The sequence below is a fragment of the Sphingomonas sp. genome (genome assembly GCF_035555815.1).
Classification (GTDB): Bacteria; Pseudomonadota; Alphaproteobacteria; order Sphingomonadales; family Sphingomonadaceae; genus Sphingomonas.
The window spans coordinates 1-20,429 of sequence record NZ_DATMGG010000170.1 but is presented as its reverse complement, the minus strand read 5'-3'; the positions used below and the strand labels follow the sequence as shown (position 1 = coordinate 20,429).

Annotated in this window: 11 protein-coding genes; 10 read left to right on the top strand and 1 reads right to left on the bottom strand. The window is 66.4% G+C overall.

All coding sequences use genetic code 11. From position 1 onward, the window contains the following. Positions 1-17 precede the first annotated feature (17 nt). From VNR91_RS09435 to VNR91_RS09395, 9 genes are all read left to right on the top strand, one after another. Positions 18-1,349, top strand: coding sequence for an HlyD family type I secretion periplasmic adaptor subunit (locus tag VNR91_RS09435; protein ID WP_325490511.1), 1,332 nt, complete (start codon positions 18-20; stop codon positions 1,347-1,349). A gap of 312 nt (positions 1,350-1,661) precedes the next feature. Beyond that, positions 1,662-3,725, top strand: a complete 2,064-nt coding sequence (locus tag VNR91_RS09430) for a cadherin-like domain-containing protein (RefSeq protein WP_325490510.1) — start codon at positions 1,662-1,664, stop codon at positions 3,723-3,725. A gap of 49 nt (positions 3,726-3,774) precedes the next feature. Beyond that, entirely contained in the window at positions 3,775-10,755 is a 6,981-nt protein-coding gene (locus tag VNR91_RS09425) for a hypothetical protein (protein WP_325490509.1), read from the top strand. 138 nt (positions 10,756-10,893) lie between these two features. Beyond that, positions 10,894-11,109 (top strand): hypothetical protein, encoded by a 216-nt coding sequence (locus VNR91_RS09420; RefSeq protein WP_325490508.1) that lies wholly within the window; start codon positions 10,894-10,896, stop codon positions 11,107-11,109. 467 nt (positions 11,110-11,576) lie between these two features. Further along, entirely contained in the window at positions 11,577-13,097 is a 1,521-nt protein-coding gene (locus VNR91_RS09415) for a class I SAM-dependent methyltransferase (RefSeq protein ID WP_325490507.1), read from the top strand. 146 nt (positions 13,098-13,243) lie between these two features. Continuing rightward, a complete protein-coding gene (locus VNR91_RS09410; protein WP_325490506.1) occupies positions 13,244-14,197 on the top strand; it encodes a response regulator transcription factor in 954 nt (317 codons plus the stop codon). 231 nt (positions 14,198-14,428) lie between these two features. After that, positions 14,429-15,337 (top strand): 4-hydroxybenzoate octaprenyltransferase, encoded by a 909-nt coding sequence (ubiA, locus tag VNR91_RS09405; protein WP_325490505.1) that lies wholly within the window; start codon positions 14,429-14,431, stop codon positions 15,335-15,337. A gap of 31 nt (positions 15,338-15,368) precedes the next feature. Further along, positions 15,369-16,700 carry a TldD/PmbA family protein gene (locus VNR91_RS09400; protein WP_325490504.1) on the top strand — a complete coding sequence of 444 codons (1,332 nt, stop codon included), beginning with the start codon at positions 15,369-15,371 and terminating at the stop codon, positions 16,698-16,700. After that, the gene (locus VNR91_RS09395; protein WP_325490503.1) at positions 16,693-17,469 is read left to right on the top strand and encodes a 3'(2'),5'-bisphosphate nucleotidase CysQ; all 777 of its coding nucleotides are present in this window, start codon (positions 16,693-16,695) and stop codon (positions 17,467-17,469) included. Before VNR91_RS09400 ends, VNR91_RS09395 begins: the two co-directional genes overlap by 8 nt. A gap of 175 nt (positions 17,470-17,644) precedes the next feature. Here VNR91_RS09395 and VNR91_RS09390 read toward each other — a convergent pair whose 3' ends face one another. After that, positions 17,645-18,700 (bottom strand): mannose-1-phosphate guanylyltransferase/mannose-6-phosphate isomerase, encoded by a 1,056-nt coding sequence (locus VNR91_RS09390; RefSeq protein WP_325490502.1) that lies wholly within the window; start codon positions 18,698-18,700, stop codon positions 17,645-17,647. A gap of 164 nt (positions 18,701-18,864) precedes the next feature. Here VNR91_RS09390 and VNR91_RS09385 point away from each other — a divergent pair, with 164 nt between their 5' ends. Next, entirely contained in the window at positions 18,865-20,253 is a 1,389-nt protein-coding gene (locus tag VNR91_RS09385) for a TIGR03013 family XrtA/PEP-CTERM system glycosyltransferase (RefSeq protein WP_325490501.1), read from the top strand. Positions 20,254-20,429 lie beyond the last annotated feature (176 nt).

Here is a 20,429-nt window from a genome sequence, read left to right as displayed (position 1 = left end):
TTTCGGAAGATCACACCATGGCCACCAATCTCGTCCCGGTCGACCCGGACCGGCACATGCTCGAGGATATGACGACGCGGATCGCGCCGCGCACCGCGTCCAACGTCCTGCTGTGGGGCATCCTCCTGTTCTTCGTCGTGGCGGTGGCGTGGGCTGCGCTGACCCGGCTCGATCGCACCGTCCACGCGCCGGGCCGCATCGTGCCCAGCTCGCGGCTTCAGCTCGTCTCGAACCTGGAGGCGGGCATCGTCCGCCAGATTCTGGTCAAGGCGGGTGACGACGTGAAGAAGGGGCAGGCGCTGGTACTGCTCGACAAGACCGCGTCGGGCGCCGAGCTGTCGGCGGGGGAGAGCACCGCGGCCAGCCTGTCGGCCAAGGTCGCGCGGCTGGAGGCGGAGGTCAACGGACGCGAACCGCGCTATCCCGCCGTCGGCGACAATCCGCAGCTTGCCGAGCAGGTCGCGATCGAACGGTCGCTCCATGCCTCGCGGCTCAACGATCTCGCCAGCGGCACCAGCGCGGCGACCGCGCGGATCACCCAGGCGCAGCGCGCGGTGGTGGAGGCGGAGGCGACCTATCAGTCGCGGCTGGCGCAGCAGCGTTCGCTTGAACAGCAGCTGCGGATGCTCCGGCCGCTGGTCGATCGCGGCATCGAACCGCGCATCAGCCTGGTCCAGCTCGAAAACGGGCTGAGCGTGGCGCAGAGCGACGCCGCCGCGTCCGCCGCCGCCGCCGCGCGCGCACACGCCGCGGTGGCGGAGGCGACCGCCGGGCTGAACCAGATCCGACAGCAATGGCGGACTCAGGCGGCGACCGAGCTGGCCGGCGCCCAGGCCGAATTCGCCGCGCGCCGCAACGCGCTGCCGGCGCTGCAGGACCGCGTCCGCCGCACCACGCTGGTCGCGCCGATGGACGGGCGCATCAACCGGGTCACCGTGTCGACCGTCGGCGGCACCATCGCGGGCGGACAGCCGATCGTCGAGCTGGTGCCGAGCGAGGACACGTTGCTGGTCGAGGCGACCGTGATGCCAAAGGATATCGCCCACGTTCGCATTGGCCAGTCGGCGCGGATCAACGTGTCGGCCTATGATTCGGCGATCTACGGCAGCATGGACGGTGCCGTGGAGACGATCTCTCCCGACGCCGTGCTCGACGAGAAGACGGGCGAGAGCCACTATCAGGTCCGCGTGCGCGCGCGTCCCGATACGCTCAAGAACGCGCTGGGCCAGACGCTGCAGCTCGGATCGGGCATGACCGTCGACGTCAACCTGCTGGGTGAGAAGCGTTCGGTACTCAGCTATCTGTTCACCCCGATCACGCGCCTGTCGGAGCGGGCGCTGCGGGAATAGGATCCATGGCGGCGGCGCGACCCCGGTCGTGGCCGTCGCCGTACCGCAATCCCTCTTTCACATTCTCGAACCGGACGGATTTCCGCGCCCGTGCGTGGCGCCTCGGGTCGCCGGGGCCGGTTTCCGGCGCGCAGGTAAGAATGTGTAAGGGGGATTTGTGGAATGGGATTTGAAACGATCGTGCCTTGTTGAAGCTGCCAGATTGGCTGCGATTTGGCTTTAATAGCTTTGGCAAAGTTTCAATGGGCTTGTTAACGCCGACAATGCGGGGTGCAGTTTTCCCTGCATGGGTTTCTTAAGTTGGGGGAATGCATGAGTAATTCAGTCGTATCGGTAGCGGCCGCGAACCGCACCAAGCACTCTGCTCACACCAAGAAAATCAATGCACCTCAGGCGGATCAGGTTGTTGCGGCGGAAAACCAGTGGGTTTCCGCGCATCAGGCTGATGCCGCCAATGCTGTTTCTGGTGATGTAGAGGCGATCGGCAGCGCGGCCATGGCCAGCGACGTTGCGTCGGGTGAGCTTTCGATGCTCGCCGACGGCCTTTCCTTCGCGAGCATGATGGACAGCCTGGGCTCTCAGGATCAGAGCGCGGACACGACGGCGCCTGCCCCCGCGGCGACGTCGGACGACGATCATGACGGCGCGGTGGTCTATTACGCGCTCGGCGGTCTCCTGCTGGTCGGCGGCGGCATCGCGGCCGTGGCCGGCGGTGGCGGCGACGACGACACCACCACCCCGACCCCGCCGCCGCCCCCTCCGGCGAATGTGGCTCCGGTGTTCACGGGCGGCGCGACTCAGGCGGTCACCACCGATGAGGATGTGGCCAAGCTGGTCACCGCGACGGCGACCGACGCGGACGGCGACACGCTGACCTATTCGGTCACCACGGCGGCGCAGCACGGCACGGTCACCGGCGGCACGTCCGACGGCAAGTTCACCTACACCCCCAGCCAGGATTACAACGGGACCGACAGCTTCGTCGTCACCGTCAACGACGGCAAGGGCCACACCACCACCCAGACGATCAACATCACCGTCACTCCGGTCAACGACGCGCCGACGATCACCCCGATCCCGACGCTCGACGTGAACGAGGACAGTTCGATCGTCATTCCGCTCGAGGCGGACGACGTCGATGACGATGATCTCGACGTCGACATCACGGTTCAGCCGCAGCACGGCACGGTGACGGTGGTGGACAATCAGTATGTCTACACGCCGGCGCATGACTATAATGGCCCGGACAGCTTCGAGATCACGGTCAAGGATGCCGGCGGCCTCACGGCAAAGACCACGGTCAACATCAACGTGATCCCGCAGGACGAAGTTGTTTCGATCGACGTCGGTACCGCGCAGACGCCGGTGACGTTCGACGCGGCCGGTGACAACTTCAAATACACCGACGACAGCGCAAAGGCGACCAACGTCATCATCGACCACATCGGTGCTGGCGACCAGATCGAAGTGACCGGCGCGTCGGAAGATTACAGCTTCACCACGGTGGGCAACGACATCCACATCACCTACAACAACCAGGCTGCTGGTGTGGTGAACTCGATCGTGCTTACCGGTGCGGCGGTCAATTCGACCTTCGTCCACGACGAGGCGAGTGCCGAGCAGGCTGCCGGGTTCGATTTCTTCCACGCGCTCACTCAGGGCGGTGGCAATGGATCGGGCGACGGCGTCGCGGTGCTGAACGGCGATCTCGACGACGACGATGACGCCAACGTTCTGACGACCGCGTATACTGACGCGGCTGGCGGCGACATCGCCTATACGGAGAACGCGAATATCGCGAACACCGTTGCGATCGACCATTTCACCGCTGGTGACACCATCACCGTCTCGGGCGCGTCGACTTCGGCGTACAGCTTTGCTTCGTCCGGGACCGATATCACGATTACTTACAATAATAATGGCGTAGTAAATTCGATCACTCTACTCGGCGCCAACCCTAATGGCGCCAACATCAACAACGAGGCCAGCGCGGAAGCGCTGATCGGGTCTGACTTCTTCAAGGCGGCGGCGGTTGTTACCCCTCCGAACAGTCAGTCCATCGACGTAGGCACGGCACAACAAGCGGTCACGATCGATGCCTCGACGGCGAGCCTGAACTTCACCGACGATGCGGCCAAGGGCACCAACGTCGTTATCAACGGCTTCACCGCGGATGATCTCATCTCGGTGACCGGAGCGACTGCGGATGACTACAGCTTCACGACCGATGGGACGGATCTTCGCATTTCCTACAACAATGAAGCAGCGGGCGTGGTCAACGCGATCGTCATTCACGACGCGGTGACCGCTGGTTTCGTTGCTGACTATGCGTCGGCTGTAGCCGCCGTCGGATTCAACTTCATGAACTTCGCATAACCGAGTGATCTGGTTTTAACGTCTTCAGAAATTCTTTGGGAGCACTTCAATGGCACGTCTTACTCTGAACGCCGGTGAATCCGGTTCGATCGGTGCGGGTTCCAGCCCGACCGAGGTGTTCGGTACCACCAGCACGACGGCTCACGAGAAGGTGACTGTTGCGGCCGGTAACAAGGTCGTTCTCGACGCATCGTTCAACCGCGGCGGCGACACCATCGTCCTCAGCGGCGCGGCGTCTTCCTATGACGCGCGCGTCTCGGGTTCGTCGGTCATCCTGACCGACTCGCTGGGCGGCACCGTGACGATCCCGGTCGGCACCTCGGGTGCGACGATCAATTTCGCCGATGCCTCGCGCACGCTGGTCTATGATACGCTGTCGCAGTCGTTCAAGCTGGGCACGCAGGTCATCACGACGACCGATGCCGACGTCGCTCCTGGCGTCGATCTGCCGAACGGCACCGCGCTGCACCTCGACCACCAGGTCGTCGACGGCGTCGACGTCATGCACCTCACCGGTGACCAGACGATCCGCATCGACTTCTCGTACACCGACAACCAGATCCGCGGCGCCGACCTCAACGGCAACGGCGTGATCGACCTGAACGGGATCGAGAACAACAATCCGACCACCGCCGACGACGGCGTCAACTTCAAGGTTGTCGATGCGTATCGCCGCGACAATCTGAACCTGTACAACACCGACGCCAACTATCTGGGCAACATCTCGTTCGACGGCACCGGCTTCCAGGGTGACGGCGTCCACACCAACGGCAACATCTTCCTCGGCGGCCTCGGCGCCGACGTCGCGTTTGGCGGCATCGGCAACGACTTCCTGGTCGGCGGCGGCGTGCTGCCGGAGCTCCAGGGCCTTGGCTTCCGTGACGAACTGTCGGGCGGCCGCAACGCGGATTTTTTCTTTGCTGACTTCTCGGCGATCGACTTCAGCGATGGCCAGGCGCTGTTCATTGATGGGGGCAGCACCTCGGACGATTCGGCCGTCGGCAACAACACGCCGCAGGATGCCGACTGGTTCCTGGTCGAAGCGCAGGACGATGAAGAGCCCTACACGATCAACCTGAGCAGCGAAGGCAACCAGTACGTCTCGTCGAACACCAGCATCTCGGGCATCGGGATGCGTGAGATCGAGAACGTTGACGCCTCGGGTAACCTGTACGGCTTCCTCGATGGCTATGACGTCAAGCTCGGCGAAGCCGGCAAGACACTCGCCAACGGCGAGAACGTCGGGATCGGTTCGTCGGCGCAGCTGGTGATCATCGGCTCGGTTGCGAACAACATCCTGATCGGCGGCTTCGACAACGACCAGATCTATGGCGGCGCCGGCAACGACATCCTGTTCGGTGGCAACCTGAACTACCTCAACCACCCGAACCTCCAGAACATCAAGAACAATGGTGCGGACGTTCTCATCGGCGGCGCCGGTGACGACAGCATCGTGTTCGAGGCGGATGGCGGCACCATCAACGGTGACGGCCCCGACGCCCCGGGCGGCCCCGATGCGGCGAACGGCAACGACACGCTGTACCTGACGCGCGAAGCGCTGGGTAATCAGAGCGCGTCCGACCTGATCACCGATGCGACGCTGCGCTTCGACCTCGCCGCGCAGAACATCAAGAATGCCAGCGGCTACGGCGGCGCCGATGTCGCCGGTACGCAGGACCAGTCGAACTACGCGTCGGCCGGCACCCGCGTCACCGTGACCAACATGGACAACGTCATCGCCACCGGTCTGGGTGAGGTCGACTATCTGGCGGCCGGCACCAACGATCCGGAGCTCGTGTTCCGCAACCAGCAGAATCACTTCGCCTATGAGGGCGATCTGGACCTGCGCGGCAACGCGAAGGCGAACATCCTCTATGCCAGCAGCGGCGACGATGTGATCGAAGGCCGTGGCGGCAACGACTACCTCTCGGGTGGCGACGGCAGCGACGACTTCGTGTTCTTCCTGAACAACGGCGACGGCGTCGACACCATCTGGCGGCAGCAGGATGCCGACGGCGACAACATCTGGGACACCGATGCTGACGGCGTTCGTCTGTACACGAAGGACTTCGGCCAGCAGTCGGCCGCCGTCGCTTCGAACTCGAAGCTGACGCTGACCCTGACCGACGCCAATCACCCGGGCGATCTGACCGGCTTCCCGGTCAACGGCATCGCCTTCACGCTGGACGGCGTCGCCTACACCGTGTCGTTGGCAACGGGTGTGCAGAGCACCTATGCCGCCTTCGTGAAGGGGCTCAACGACGCCCTCGACGCGAACTCGGCGACGGCACCGCTCAACGCAGTGCTCAATGCTGACAACAGCATCACGATCACCGATCCGAACGGTCACACGTTCGTGGCGGGCGGCTACACCTTCGTCGGCAACGTTGTGCCGCCGGCGGGTGCCCTGTCGTGGACCCAGTCGGTCGGCGCACCGTCGGTCGAGCAGTCGCAGGATCGTCTGATCTTCGTGTCGTACGAAGATCGCAACGACGGTGAGAAGACCAACGACGACTCGACGAACGGTTCGAACATCTCGCTCGGCAAGAACGCCTATGCGCAGGATCTGGTCGTCAGCTTCGGCGCCGACGGCACGCACCTGGCCGAGCGTCAGTCGTACGACATCGACTTCACCAACCTGACCACTCAGGACGTGGTGACGATCAGCGTCAACGGCGTGACCTACAAGCTGACCGTTGGTGTCGATCTGGACGGCAACATCATTGCCGGCGAGGATTCGAACGCCGCCACGCAGAACCAGATCCAGGACGCATTCATTGCGCGCATGACCGGGTTCATCAACTCGTTCATGGACAATGATACGGCTGCTGGTCAGCTGGCCGCGACGGCCACGTACAACGTGGCGGGTCAGGGCACGGACCGCATCACGATCTCGCAGAGCGCCTACAACGGCGAAGAGACCGTCTACATCACGACCCCGGTCGTGACGCTGCAGAACAAGTCGGGCGGTGAATCGCCGTCGGCGACCGTGACCAACAATTCGGCCACCGATGTCTTCCTGTACGGCTTCGACGGCCGCAACGGGGCGCTGAACAGCGACAACGTGCTGTTCGTCGGCGACACCGGCATCAACCGCGCCACCCTGCAGACCGCCAAGGATACCGGCGAGACGCTGACCGGGACCAACTCGATCCTGGTCGATGGCGGCGCGAACGACTTCGCCAGCACCGTCGCCAACACCGGTCAGGTGATTGCCGACAATGCCGCGACCAACGCCAGCCTCTCGGGCGCCAAGATCTTCTCGGCGCACGGCGACGATCTGCTGATCGGCGGCAAGGGCAACGACGTGATCAGCGGTGGCACCGGCGACGACCGGATCATCGGTTCGCTCGGCAACGACACGCTCGACGGTGGTAAGAACTACTACGCCGTCAAGGTGGCCGGCGAGGCGACCAGCCGCGTCTATGAGCTGAACGAGTGGGAAGCGGCGAACCCGACCCAGGTCGCGGCGCTGACCGGCCTGACCATCTCGAGCATCGCTCTGATCAACCAGACCGAGGACGGCAACGCCCTGATCAGCGGCGCGTTCAGCGACACGCTGCAGTATCAGCAGGCCGACTTCACCGCCGGCACGACCCGGTTCACCATCACGCTCAACGATTTCACCACCACCGGTGGTGTCGTCGAGCTGCGTAACGGTGGCGCGGGCACGGTTGGCGTCGATACGGACGGCAACGGCACGATCGACTACACCTCGAAGTTCACCAACTTCGAGAACATCCGCACCGTGTCGGGTGTCGGCAACGCTGTGGCCGGCGACGGTCAGGGCCGCGACACGCTCGATGTCGCTGCGATCTCGACCGCGACCGGCGGCATCCTGTACAACCTGGGCACCGGCACGGTGTCGTACAGCAAGGACGCGCACGCTTCGGCGACCCGTCCGGTGGCTAGCGACTTCGAAACTGCGATCATCAACGTCGACGGCGTCGAGAACGTCATCGGTGGCCAGGGCGACGACCTGCTGATCATCAACCAGACCGAAGCGGCGAAGGACAACACCTTCATCGGCGGCCTGGGCGACGACCGCATCGAGTACCAGAACAACTTCGGTACGACGGCTGCTGAGCCGACGGTCACGATCAACGTCGGCACCGCGGTTGACACCGTTGTTTCGACCGGTGGCCGTCTGGGCACCGTCATCGCGACGGACACGCTCGACAGCGTCGAGTTCATCACGCTGAACGGCAACACCGCGCGCGGCCTGAGCGAGGAGGACACCCTCGACGTGACCGGTGTGGCGGGTGACCAGACGGTCAACCTGATCAACGGCAAGGTCTCGGCGGGCGGCACGCTGCTCGTCACGGTCGAGAGCATCGTTCAGCTCGAGAACTACAAGACGGGCGCCGGCAACGATCTGCTGGTCGTTGGCGACGTCACGCTGATGGGCACCAACGCCACCAGCGACACCACGTCGGAAGACATCAGCTTCAACAGCTACCTGAACTACGATGCCCTGAATGGCGCCCTGGCTCGCCAGACCATTCAGCAGCTGGGTGCTGGTGCGCCGGATGTCCGCAACTACGAGCAGTTCACGTTCAACCTGGGCGGCGGCACCGATCGTGTCGACTACAGCCAGACCAACGACCAGATCGTTGGCGTGGTCGCGGTCAACGCCGGCACCAACCATGTGCTGGTGAGCAACACCGCCGATGACTACTTCGGTGGCGCAGGTGACCGTGTCGATGCTCTGGTGGGCGTCGAGGAGATCGTCGCTTCGACCGGGGAGAGCGTGCTCGACTTCACCTCGCTGGGCCAGGACGTGCAGGTCACGTTCCAGTTCGACGAGACGAAGGCGAACGCGGGTCTCGATCGGCTCGAGAGCGTCATCCGGATCGCCGACGGTTCGGGTAATTCGATCTCGGGCATCCCGGGCTATGTCGAATATTACGACCTGAACAAGAACGCCTCGGTTCCGGCATTCGCGAATGCCACCTGGAACCGGATCGAGGGCAGCGATTTTGGCGAGAGCATCTTCTACGATGGCTCGGAAGATCTCGTGAACCTCGCCAACGTCGATCACCGGTACAGCGACGACACGCTCAACCTGCGTGGCGGTGCCAACCAGGTGTCGTACAAGGCGCTCGAAACCTCGATCACCACCACGATCGACGTCAGCGCCTTTGATCCGACCGCGCCGATCGGCTCGGGTCTGGTCACGGCGACCGTCGATTTCCAGGACGGTTCGGGCGGTGCCCTTGCCGGTGCGGGCCAGCACGTGATCACGTCGTACACGGCGGATAACGGCATCCACACGGGCAGCCTGAAGATCGAAGCGTCGCAGGACGCCGAGGACACGGTGTCGTTCACCAACGGTGTTGACCTGGTCTATTTGCTGGGCACCTCGCCGGGCGTCATCGACGTTCAGCTGGGTCAGGGCGCCACGCAGGGCACGATCCGCCTGACCGGCTTCGAAATCCTGCAGGATGGTTCGTCGAACGACGTCTACAACTTTGCCAGCCTCGCTTCGGTGGCCGGCAACCTGACGCTGGTCGACAATCCGACGAATGACCACGACACGATCAAGGTGACCAACGAAGCCTCCAACGTCGCCTTCAACGGCGGTGTTCTCGGCAACACCACGGTCAGCCTTGCGGCTCTGAACACCGTGTTCGGCTTCGACTTCGACGTGCTGGACATCAGCAGCATCAACTCGACGACGCTCACCACGGCGATCGGCGAAGCTGCTGGCGAACAGACCGACGAACTGGTGATCGGCAAGATCAACAACCTTGCCAATGTCCAGGAATTCGAAAGCGTCGTGCTCACCCAGGCCTCGGTCACCGAAGCCGGCACCTCGTGGGTGTTCGACACCACGGCGAACACGCTGACCGGCGGCGCGAAGGTCCTGACCTTCACCGGTGCCACCGACCTGAATGTTGTCAGCTTCCGCGGCAGCGTTCTCGAAGGCACGGCGCAGTTCGACCACGAAGGGTCGGTTGCGGCGGCGACCAGCGGGATCACGTTCACCGTGGCCGGCACTGGTGCTGACGCCGTCACCGTCTTCGGTGGCAACGGCGCCGACACCATCACCGGCGGTTCCGGCAACGATGTGATCATCGGCGGTCAGGGCAACGACATCCTGAACGGCGGCGTCGTGCCGGCGGTCGGGGCGGTTGCCACGATCAACCTGGCCGGCTTTGGTGCTGACAGCGGTACGCAGGCGGGTCTCGGCCAGTCGTTCGTTACGACGGCGAACGTGGGCGTTGATCTCTTTGCCACGGCGGCTCCCGCCGGTCCCAATCAGATCGGCGAACACGCGGATGCCGATCAGATGGGCGCTGCATGGGCAGCCATGCCGCTGGCAACCTGGGTCTCCGCGCTTACCGCGGCGGGCCTGACTGCCACCGAAGCTAGCGCGCTCACCTCGGTGACGTATGATGCAACGGCCAACAATCTGGTGTTCAAGTTTGCCGCGAACGCCGCTGGTTCGACCATCACTGCTGCCGATCTGAACGCCATCTTTAACGTTGGCTCGACGGGAGGCACCGATGCGGTGCTCACTGGTTCGGACATCGGTGCGGGTTACGCCGCGGCGGTGCAGAGCAGCGACACGTTCGTGTTCGAAGGTAGCGCGGCCCTCAACGGCCTCGACACCATCAACGGCTTCGATGCCAGCGACGTGTTGAACTTCCAGGCCTTCTTCGCTCACTCGGCGTACGGCAACTTCGACGAGCTGGAAGGGACGATCGCGACCCGTTCGACCAACGGCAACGGTATCGATGCGACCGGCGACATCGTCCGCTTCGACAATGAGGGCACCGCACTGACGGCGGCCCAGATTGCGGCGCAGACGGTGAACAACGGGGCGCTGGCCTTCGCGCAGAGCTCGGTGATCATCGAGTTCGACAGCACCCACACTGGCGAGGATGCCAAGGTCTGGTTCCTGGACGATCTGAACGGCGATGGCCTCATCACGGCGAACGAAGTCACCCAGGTGGCGACGATCACCGGCGCGGGCGACATTCTGGGTGCGGCTGTCAACTTCGACACCACCCAGTACATCGTCTGATCGATGTTCCGGCCACTCCCGCTTCGGCGGGGGTGGCGGACGTCGGGAATTTTTAACTTCATTGCCCCCGTCTCTCTTGTGGAGACGGGGGTTTTTGTTGAAGGTCGATCCTTCGTTTCGTGAAAGAGGAATGCGTTCATGGCCAGTGCCCCCACCGTCTCGATCGACGGCAAGGAATATGAGATCGAGTCGCTCAACGACGCCGCCAAGGCGAATCTCAACAGTCTGCGGATCGCCGATCGCGAGATCGCCCGCGTCCGCACCCAGCTGCGGCTGATGGAAACCGCCCGCGCGGTCTATGCAAAGGGCGTGGAAGTGAACCTGCCCAAGGAAGCCGACGCCTCGGCCGAATAACGTCAACGCCCGTCCGCCCGATCGCGGCGGACGGGCAGCGGCGCGTGGTACCGGCGGGAACGCCCGGCGCGGCCACGCTCCGCCCGCGCCCGTCACCGACGGCCACCCGTCCTCCGCGCGGCAAGCTCGATCACGGGCGCCGACCACCCCGGAGCGACGCGGTCATACCCAAGAGCCAAGCGGGATCGCCGACGGCCCCCGGCCGCTTCAATGCGCCCTCGGAGCCGCCCGCGCCTGTCCGGAATCCACGCATCCACCCTTTCGCGCACCCGCACCCTGCGCCCCCGCATCCCCGCATCCCGGAACGCCGCTCATCGCTTCCGCCGCCGCTGCCCCGCCAACGCCGCCCCCCACGAAAGCGGATGGGCATCGGGCGCCCGGCGGGCTAACCACGGTCGGGGAATCGACGCACGCGATGCCGGGGACGGCATCGGGCTGGCCGGCGATGGACAGGGGATGGACGGCCGATGGACTGGATGCACGGGTATTACGCCAACAGCGGCTATTCATACGGATTCTACCCTGAGACGATGCCCGCGCGGTTGCGCTGGGCGGCGCTGTTGCAGGGCAATCACGCGCCCGCCGCCAATTTCCGCTACCTCGACGCCGGCTGCGGCCAGGGCGTCAACCTGATCCTGGCGGCGATCGCGCATCCCGAAAGCGAATTCGTCGGGATCGATTTCCTGCCGGAGCATATCGCCCACGCGCGCCAGCTGGCGCACGGCTGCGGCGTGACCAACGTCACCTTCATCGAGGGCGATTTCGTCGCGCTGGCCGATGATCCCGCCGCGCTCGGGGTGTTCGACTATGCCGTCTGCCACGGCATCTCGACCTGGATCCAGCCGGCGGTGCGCCAGTCGTTGTTCCGGCTGATCGGCGCGGTGCTGCGGCCGGGCGGGCTGTTCTACAACGGCTATAATACCCAGCCGGGCTGGCTGAGCATGGTGCCGTTCCAGCATCTCGTCCTGCTCGAACAGCGCCGTAACGGCGGGGAGGATGCGATCAAGGCGGCGCAGCGCCACATCGCCGGGCTGCAAGAGGCGGCGCCGCTGCTCGACAAGGCGCTGCCGGGGCTGAAGGTCCGGCTGAAGGCGACCGAGGAGCAGGATCCGGCCTATCTGGTCCAGGAATATAACAACCAGTTCTGGCAGCCGATGTTCGTCAGCCAGATGTTCGCCGCGATGGACGCGGTGAAGCTCCACTATCTGGGCAGCGCGACGCTGCCCGAATCGTTCGAGGGATTCCTGTCGCGCGAGCTGCGCGATCTGCTGAACGGGCAGAGCGATCCTTTGATGCGCGAGCAGTTGCGCGACTATGCGACCAACCAGGCGTTTCGCCGCGATCTGTATGTGAAGGGGCAGAACAAGCTGTGGCCGAGCGAGCGTGCCGAGCTGCTGCGCGAGAGCCGGTTTGTCGTCAATCCGCTGGCCAAGCGTCCCGACGAGGGTGAGCCGTTCAAGATCACCGGATCGGCGATGGAGCTGAATGGTCGGCCCGAATTCTACAACGAGCTGCTCGATCTGATCGCCGCCGGCAAGGACGGCACCAGCGTCGGCGACCTCATCGACGGCGTGACCGAGAGCAAGCGCAAGGCGGCGGTGGTCGAGACGCTGAGCATGTTGCTCCACGGCGGCTGGGTGTTGCCCCGGCTTCCCCGGCGCAAGTCGAAGGCGGCGCAGGCCAATCTGGCGATGGCGACGCTGTGCACCCAGGGCGCGCCCTATCGCTTCCTGTGCCTGCCCGACACCGGCTGCTCGGTGACGATGACCGATCTCGACTGGATCATCTTCAAACTGATCGGCGACAAGGTGGCCGACGACAGGATTCCCGATAGCGTGGTGGCGATCCTGAAGCGGCTGGGCCGGGCGCTGGCCCGCGATGGCAAGGCGGTGAACGATCGCGCCGGCCAGCTCGAGGTGGTGGTCAGCGGCCTCACCAAGTTCCGGGAGCAGAAATTGCCGTTCTTACAGTCGGTTGGCGCGATCTGATCAGTGATCGGCGGCGCGGATGGGGCGGTTGCCCGCGCCCCGTCGCCGCGGCCTCGTTGTGCCGCTAAACTACGGTCCGGCCACCGCTAGGGATAGCCAAGCACACGAAATTTGGGCACAACCGGGGCCAGGAGGAACAGCGGGAAATGGCGAGCCGGCCTGTGACGCACTATGCCAACGAACCGACGCTGGCCACGGTCGCGCTGGCGCCGTGCGTGCTGGTGGTCGACGACGATCAGGCGCTGCTGGAGGAACAGGGGCGGGTCGTCAGCCAACTGGGCTATGGCTTCGTTCCCGCCGGGTCCGCGAGGCAGGCGCTCGATCACCTCGCCCGCAATCCCGCGATCCAGATCCTGATCGTCGACGTCCAGATGCCGGAGGTCGACGGCATCGCGCTGATCGAGGAGATGCGCGCGCGGCTGGCGCCCCATCGCCACGTCGCCACGATCATGGTCAGCGATCACCTGTCGGCCGAACTGGCGGTCAAGGGCATCCACCTTGAGGCGGTCGACCTGTTGTGCAAGCCGGTGAAGTGGGAGGGTTATGCTAACGCGCTGCGCCGCGCCGCGCGGTATCTGGCGGCGCGGACGGCGCCGGCGGTCCCGGACTATATCAGCGAGCTGACCGACCAGATCAGCCGGCTGACCGCGACGGTGGAGCATCATGGCGCGCTGCCGGCGCCGCTGGACCGCAAGGCCAGCAACGAGGAACTGGCGACCGAGACGCTGAAGGCGGCGATCAATGCCCGCAAGCTGCGCGCGCGCTTCTTTCCGGCCGATCTGTTCGCGGAGCCGGCGTGGGATATCCTGCTCGACCTGACGCGCGCGCGGCTGAACGGGCATGAGGTGTCGGTGTCGAGCGTCTGCATCGCCGCGGGCGTGCCGATGAGCACCGCGCTGCGCTGGGTCAAGCTGATGACCGAACGCGGCCTGCTGCGCCGCTGGACCGATGCGAAGGACCGCCGCCGCGATCTGATCGCGCTGACCGACAAGGCGATGGCCAACATGCTCCAGTATCTCAGCGTGATGCCCGGCGGCCTGCCGGAGGGAATGAACATCGCCGCGCGCCCGATGGCGCTCGCCCGCCGCCGCGCGCGCTGATCGTCGTCCCCCCGGCCACGCCGGCGCCCGGTTCGCCCGGGCGGCGGCTCTGCGCGGTGATGGCCGGGCGGGGGCTTTCCTATTTGGATTTGGTTTGGCAGCACGATCGGCGATGATCCGACTCGCGCCCTTTGCCCACTGCCGCCGCGCCGTTGCCGGCGCCGGCCGCACACGCGTTTCGTCTGAACTTTGCCAACTTCGTCAACTTGGCACGCTCGATCGCGACCACGCATGACGGCGGAGATCGTCCCCGATTCCGAACATCGCGGCATCGTCGGCGCGTTGCCGCCGGTGCTGCGCGATCTGGCGCTGCTGGCGCGGTTCGACCGGCCGATCGGGTGGTGGCTGCTGTTCTGGCCGGGCGCGTGGGGCGTGGCGCTGGCCGGTGGCGCGGTGGCGCGGTGGGATCTGATCCTGTGGCTGCTGATCGGCAGCATCGCGATGCGCGGGGCCGGCTGCGTCTACAACGACATCGTCGATCGCGATCTCGATCGGCAGGTGGCGCGCACCGCCGTCCGCCCGCTGGCCAGCGGCGCGGTGTCGCTGAAGGCGGCGTGGGCATGGCTGGGCCTGCTCTGCCTGGTCGGGCTGGTGGTGCTGTTCCAGCTCCATGTGCCGGCGGCGCTGACCGCGCTGGCCAGCGTGACGCTGGTCGCGGCCTATCCGTTCATGAAACGCATCACCTGGTGGCCGCAGGCGTGGCTGGGGCTGGTGTTCAGCTGGGCCGCGCTGGTCGGCTGGGCCGAAATCACCGGCGGCTGGGGCCTGCCCGGCCTGCTGCTCTACGGCGGCGGCATCGCCTGGGTGATCGGATACGACACCATCTATGCGTTGCAGGATGTCGAGGATGACGCGCTGGTCGGCGTGCGATCGTCGGCGCGGCGGATGGGGGCGGCGGTGCGGCCCGGTGTCGCCGGTTTCTATGCGGTGGCGCTGCTGCTGTGGGGCGCGGCGCTGTGGCGGATGCGACCCGATCCGCTGGTGCTGGTGGCGCTGGTGCCGATGGCGATCCACCTCGGCTGGCAGGTGGTCACGCTGGTTCCGGCCGACGGCGCCAACGCGCTCGCCCGCTTCCGCGCCAATCGCAACGCCGGCGCGCTGATGTTCGCGGCGTGCCTGGTGGTGGGGAGCGCCCTTTGACGTCGGGGGGCCGGCTCCCTAAGTCGCGTCGATGTTGAGTCCCCAGCAAGCCGCCGACCGTGCCGCCGATCTGGTCGCGCGCGCCCGCGCCGCCGGTGCCGATGCCGCCGACGCCGTCTATTCCGCCGATGCCTCCACCGCCGTCCAGGTCCGCATGGGCGCGCTCGAGGATGTCGGCCGCTCGGAAAACGCCGACATGGCGCTGCGGGTGTTCGTCGGCCGCCGTTCGGCCAGCGTCGCCACGTCGGATTTGTCCGCCGACGCGGTCGCCGCGCTGGTCGATCGCGCGGTGGCGATGGCGCGGCTGGCGCCGGAGGATCCGTGGGCCGGCCTCGCCCCCGCCGACCGGCTATTGAAGGGCAACCCGCCCGAACTCGATCTCGACGACGGCGGCGATCCGGCGCCCGACCTGCTCAAGGCGCGGGCGCTGGCGGTGGAGGAGGCGGCGCGTGCGGTGCCGGGCGTGACGATCAGCGACGGCGGCAGCGCGTCGGCATCGCGATCGACCGTCGCCATCGCCACCAGCCACGGCTTCGCCCATGGCTACGGGGTCAGCGGCTACAGCTTGTCGGCGTCGATGCTGGCGGGGAAGGGCGGCGCGATGCAGCGCGACTGGGCCAGCCACAGCGCGCGCCACCAATCGCTGCTCGAATCGGCGGAGACGGTCGGGCGCCGCGCCGGGGAACGCACCGTCGCGCGGCTCGATCCGGGGCGGATCGACAGCGGGGCGATGCCGGTGGTGTTCGATCCGCGCGTGTCGGGCGGGTTGGTCGGCCACCTCGTGTCCGCCATCGCCGGGTCGGCGATCGCGCGGCGGACCAGCTTTCTGCTCGATGCGCTGGGCACGCCGGTGTTCGCGCCGGGCGTGGTAATCGCCGACGACCCGCACCGCCCGCGCGGGCTGCGCTCACGCCCGTTCGATGGAGAAGGGCTGCCGGTGTCGCCGGTGCGGATCATCGACGACGGCGTGTTGCAGACGTGGCTGCTCGATTCGGCCTCCGCCCGGCAGCTCGGGCTGGAACCGACCGGCCATGCCTCGCGCGGCGGCGTATCGACCAGCAATCTGGCGATGCTGGCCGGCCCGACCCCGCGCGACACGCTGATCGGGGAGATCGCCCGCGGCGTCTATATCGTCGAATTGATGGGGCAGGGGGTCAACGGCGTGACCGGCGACTACAGCCGTGGCGCGGCCGGCTTCCTGATCGAGGACGGGCGGATCACCCGACCGGTCGCCGAATTCACCATCGCCGGCAATCTGCGGACGATGTTCGCCGAACTGACCCCCGCCAGCGACCTGGAATATCGCCACGGCGTCAACGCGCCGACGGTGCGGATCGACGGGATGACGGTCGCGGGTGGCTGATCTGGCGGACGATGTCGCGGGCGTCGCCCGAGAGGCCGCCGCGCTGGCGATGGCGCGGTGGCACGACGACTTCAAACGGTGGGAAAAGGCCCCCGGCAGCCCGGTGTGCGAGATCGACCTGGAGGTCGATGCGCTGCTCCGCCAGCGGCTGGCGGCGCTGGATCCGGCGGCGGGCTGGCTGTCGGAGGAGACCGCCGACAATCGCGACCGGCTGAATGCGCGGCGGGTGTGGGTGGTCGATCCGATCGACGGCACCCGCGACTATATCCGCGGCCGCCCCGGCTGGGCGGTGTCGATCGCGCTGGTCGAGGACGGCCAGCCGGTGCTCGCGGTGCTCGACGCCCCGGCGCGTGGAGAGGTGTGGCGAGCGGAGACGGGGCGCGGCGCGCGGCGCGACGGCGCCCCCATTCGGGCCGCGCAACGCACCACGCTGGCCGGCGCGCGCGTGCCGGCGGACAGCCTGCCGCGGGTCGATCGCGATCTCGTCATGGTCGCCAAACCCAATTCGATCGCGCTGCGCATCGCGATGGTCGCGGCGGGCGAAGCCGATCTGCTGGCGACGATCCGCTGGGGTCATGAATGGGACATCGCCGCCGCGGTGCTGATCGCGCGCGAGGCCGGGGCGGCGGTCACCGATGCGTTCGGCCGGCCGCTGGCGTTCAATACCCCGTCGGCACAGGCGTTCGGCGTGCTGGCGACGGCGCCGGGCATCCACGACGCGGCGGTGGCGCGACTGGCCGACCGGGCGCGGGAAGCGGTTGGAAGTTGAGGACGCTGGACTTTGATCCAGCCGGTTTGAAGCGTGGCCTGTGCTCCGGCGAGGGCCGGAGCATCGGCAGGCACGCGAAGGACTGGGCCCAACGCTTCGGCCGTCGCCGGAGCATGTCCGATCCGACGCTAGGGACGGAGGGCAATTGGCGATCGCGGGCGGATGCGGGGCCGCATCACCGCTTCATCGCTTCGATGATCTTGCGCACGTCCTGGCTGCGGCCGCGCGGCAGGATCAGCACGTCGTCGCCGCTGGCCACCACGATCAGATCCTCGACCCCGACCAGTGCGATCCGCACGCCGTCCGATCGCACGAAGCAGTTCCGCGTATCGATCGCGATCACCTCGCCCTGATGGTGGTTGCCGCCGTCGTCGAGCTGGCTGATCGCGCGCAGCGCGTCCCACGACCCGACGTCGCTCCAGCCCATGTCGACCGGCACCACCGCGACCTTGTCCGACTTTTCCATCACCGCATAGTCGATCGAATCGGCCGGCGATCGGGCAAAGGCGTCCTCGTCGGGCCAGATGCGGATGCCCTCGCGCCGCGCCCTCGCCATCGCCTCCTGCGCCGCGACCAGCATGGCCGGGGCATGGGCCGCCAGCGCGGCCAGATACATGTCGGCGCGGAACAGGAAGATGCCGCCGTTCCACGCATGGCCGCCCTCGGCCAGCATCGCTTCCGCATCGGCGAGCGGCGGCTTTTCGATGAAGCGGTCGACGCGGCGTACTCCCGGCGCGACCTCCGCCCCCATGCGGATATAGCCATAGCCGGTTTCCGGGCCGTCGGGCGTGATACCGAACGTCACCAGCCATCCCTCGTCGACCAGCGGCAGCGCGGCGCGGATCGCGGCATGAAAGGCGTCGACGTCGGCGATGACATGGTCCGACGGCATCACCAGCAGCGGATCGTGCCCGCCCCCGGCCGTGATCGCCGCCAGCGCGATCGCCGGCGCGGTGTTGCGGCCCATCGGTTCGAGGATCAGCGCCTGCGCCGACCCCGCGACCGCGTCGAGCTGCTGCTCGACCTCGTCGGCGTGAAAGGCGTTGGCGACGACGATCGGCGCGGCGAAGCGATCGCCGCACGGTGCGCGACGCGCGGTGAGCTGGAGCATCGTCTCCTCGGCGGTCAGCGCCAGCAGCTGCTTGGGCCGTTCGGGGCGCGACATCGGCCACAAGCGCGTACCCGATCCGCCTGAAAGGATGACCGGCGTAATCGGTTTTGCGTCGCTCATGGTCGGTCGATCTCCTGTCGGGGAAAGGGTGTAGCCGGTGCGCCCCGACAGTCCAACGCGCATCGCCGTTATCATTTCCGCCGGGCGTTCAGCATTTCTTCGCCAATTTGCGCGAGAGACTGTCGGCAGATTTTACACCACATGTCGGGGGCGCGGCGCGCGCAATGATCAGGCTGTTCAAGCATTACGTCCCCAACGCGGTGCTGTTGCTCGGCTTGTTCGACATCATCCTGCTCGCGCTGGCCGCCGAACTCGGCTGGACGCTGCGCGCGCACCAGATCGGAATGCTGGTCGAACCGATCCACACCCGCGCGCTGCAACTGACCGTGTTCGTCGCGACGTTGGAAACCACGATGATCGCGGTCGGCGTCTATGGCGCCGATTCGCTGCAATCGATCCGCTTCGCCATGGTCCGCCTGAGCGTTGGCGTCGCGATCGGCGTGCTCGCGCTCAGCGCGGTGTTCTTCATCCTGCCGGGGCTCAGCCTGTGGCGGTCCAACCTGCTCTACGCGATGGGGCTGGCGATCGTTGGGCTGGGCATGCTGCGGGTGCTGATCGGCAAGGCGCTGGGCAGCCAGGCGTTCAAACGGCGGATCGTCGTGCTGGGCGCGGGCGCGCGTGCCGCGCGGCTCAAGACGCTGGCGGCAAAGCCCGGCGCCGGCTTCGCCGTGGTCGGCTATGTCAGCATGAGCGATACCAACCGGGTGATCCCGGAAGCGATCGCCCGCGACGCGATCTACAACCTCGCCGACCATGTCGTGCTGCTGAGCGCGAGCGAGGTGGTGCTGGCGCTGGAGGAGCGGCGCAACGCGCTGCCGCTCAAGGACTTGCTGCGGATCAAGACCACCGGCGTCCACGTCAACGAAATCTCGACCTTCCTCGAGCGTGAGACCGGTCGCGTCGACCTGGACAGCGTCAATCCGTCGTGGCTGATCTTCTCCGACGGCTTCTCGTCCAGCCGGATGCTGTCGAGCGTGTTCAAGCGGTTGTTCGACATCACCGCCAGCCTGCTACTGCTCGCGGTGACCTTCCCGTTCATCATCCTCGGCGCGATCGCGGTGAAGCTCGACAGCAAGGGGCCGGCTTTCTACCGCCAGAGCCGCGTCGGCCTGTACGGCGTGCCGTTCGACATCATCAAGCTGCGCTCGATGCGCACCGATGCCGAGGTGCGGGGCAAGGCGGTGTGGGCGGAAAAGGACGACCCGCGCGTCACGCGCGTCGGCCGCTTCATCCGCAAGGTCCGCATCGACGAGCTGCCGCAATGCTGGAGCGTGCTGAAGGGCGAGATGAGCTTTGTCGGCCCCCGGCCAGAACGGCCGCAGTTCGTCGAGGATCTCGAGGCCAAGCTGCCCTATTTCGCAGAACGGCACATGGTGAAGCCGGGGATCACGGGCTGGGCGCAGATCAACTACCCCTATGGCGCGTCGATCGAGGATTCGCGGCAGAAGCTCGAATACGACCTCTATTACGCCAAGAACTACTCGCCGTTTCTTGACCTGCTGATCCTGCTCCAGACGGTGCGGGTGGTGCTGTTCCCGGAGGGTGCGCGCTGAGGCGATGGCCGAGACGCTGATATTGTGGACCCATGCGCTCGCGGCGTTGCTGTTCGCCGCGCTGGCGCTGTGGGCGGCGCGCAACAACGGGGCGGCGATGCCGCGCGGGCCGTTCGTCATCGCGCTGGCGGCGCTGTCGGTGTGGGCGCTGGCGCTGGCCGGGCTCGGCAGCGGGG

Excerpts from the sequence above, each read along its gene's own strand:
- VNR91_RS09385 (WP_325490501.1), top strand. The coding sequence starts at position 18,865 with ATGATCAGGCTGTTCAAGCATTACGTCCCCAACGCGGTGCTGTTGCTC.
- VNR91_RS09415 (WP_325490507.1), top strand. The coding sequence starts at position 11,577 with ATGGACTGGATGCACGGGTATTACGCCAACAGCGGCTATTCATACGGA.
- VNR91_RS09410 (WP_325490506.1), top strand. The coding sequence starts at position 13,244 with ATGGCGAGCCGGCCTGTGACGCACTATGCCAACGAACCGACGCTGGCC.
- VNR91_RS09425 (WP_325490509.1), top strand. The coding sequence starts at position 3,775 with ATGGCACGTCTTACTCTGAACGCCGGTGAATCCGGTTCGATCGGTGCG.
- VNR91_RS09435 (WP_325490511.1), top strand. The coding sequence starts at position 18 with ATGGCCACCAATCTCGTCCCGGTCGACCCGGACCGGCACATGCTCGAG.
- VNR91_RS09400 (WP_325490504.1), top strand. The coding sequence starts at position 15,369 with ATGTTGAGTCCCCAGCAAGCCGCCGACCGTGCCGCCGATCTGGTCGCG.
- VNR91_RS09390 (WP_325490502.1), bottom strand. The coding sequence starts at position 18,700 with ATGAGCGACGCAAAACCGATTACGCCGGTCATCCTTTCAGGCGGATCG.
- ubiA (WP_325490505.1), top strand. The coding sequence starts at position 14,429 with ATGACGGCGGAGATCGTCCCCGATTCCGAACATCGCGGCATCGTCGGC.
- VNR91_RS09420 (WP_325490508.1), top strand. The coding sequence starts at position 10,894 with ATGGCCAGTGCCCCCACCGTCTCGATCGACGGCAAGGAATATGAGATC.
- VNR91_RS09430 (WP_325490510.1), top strand. The coding sequence starts at position 1,662 with ATGAGTAATTCAGTCGTATCGGTAGCGGCCGCGAACCGCACCAAGCAC.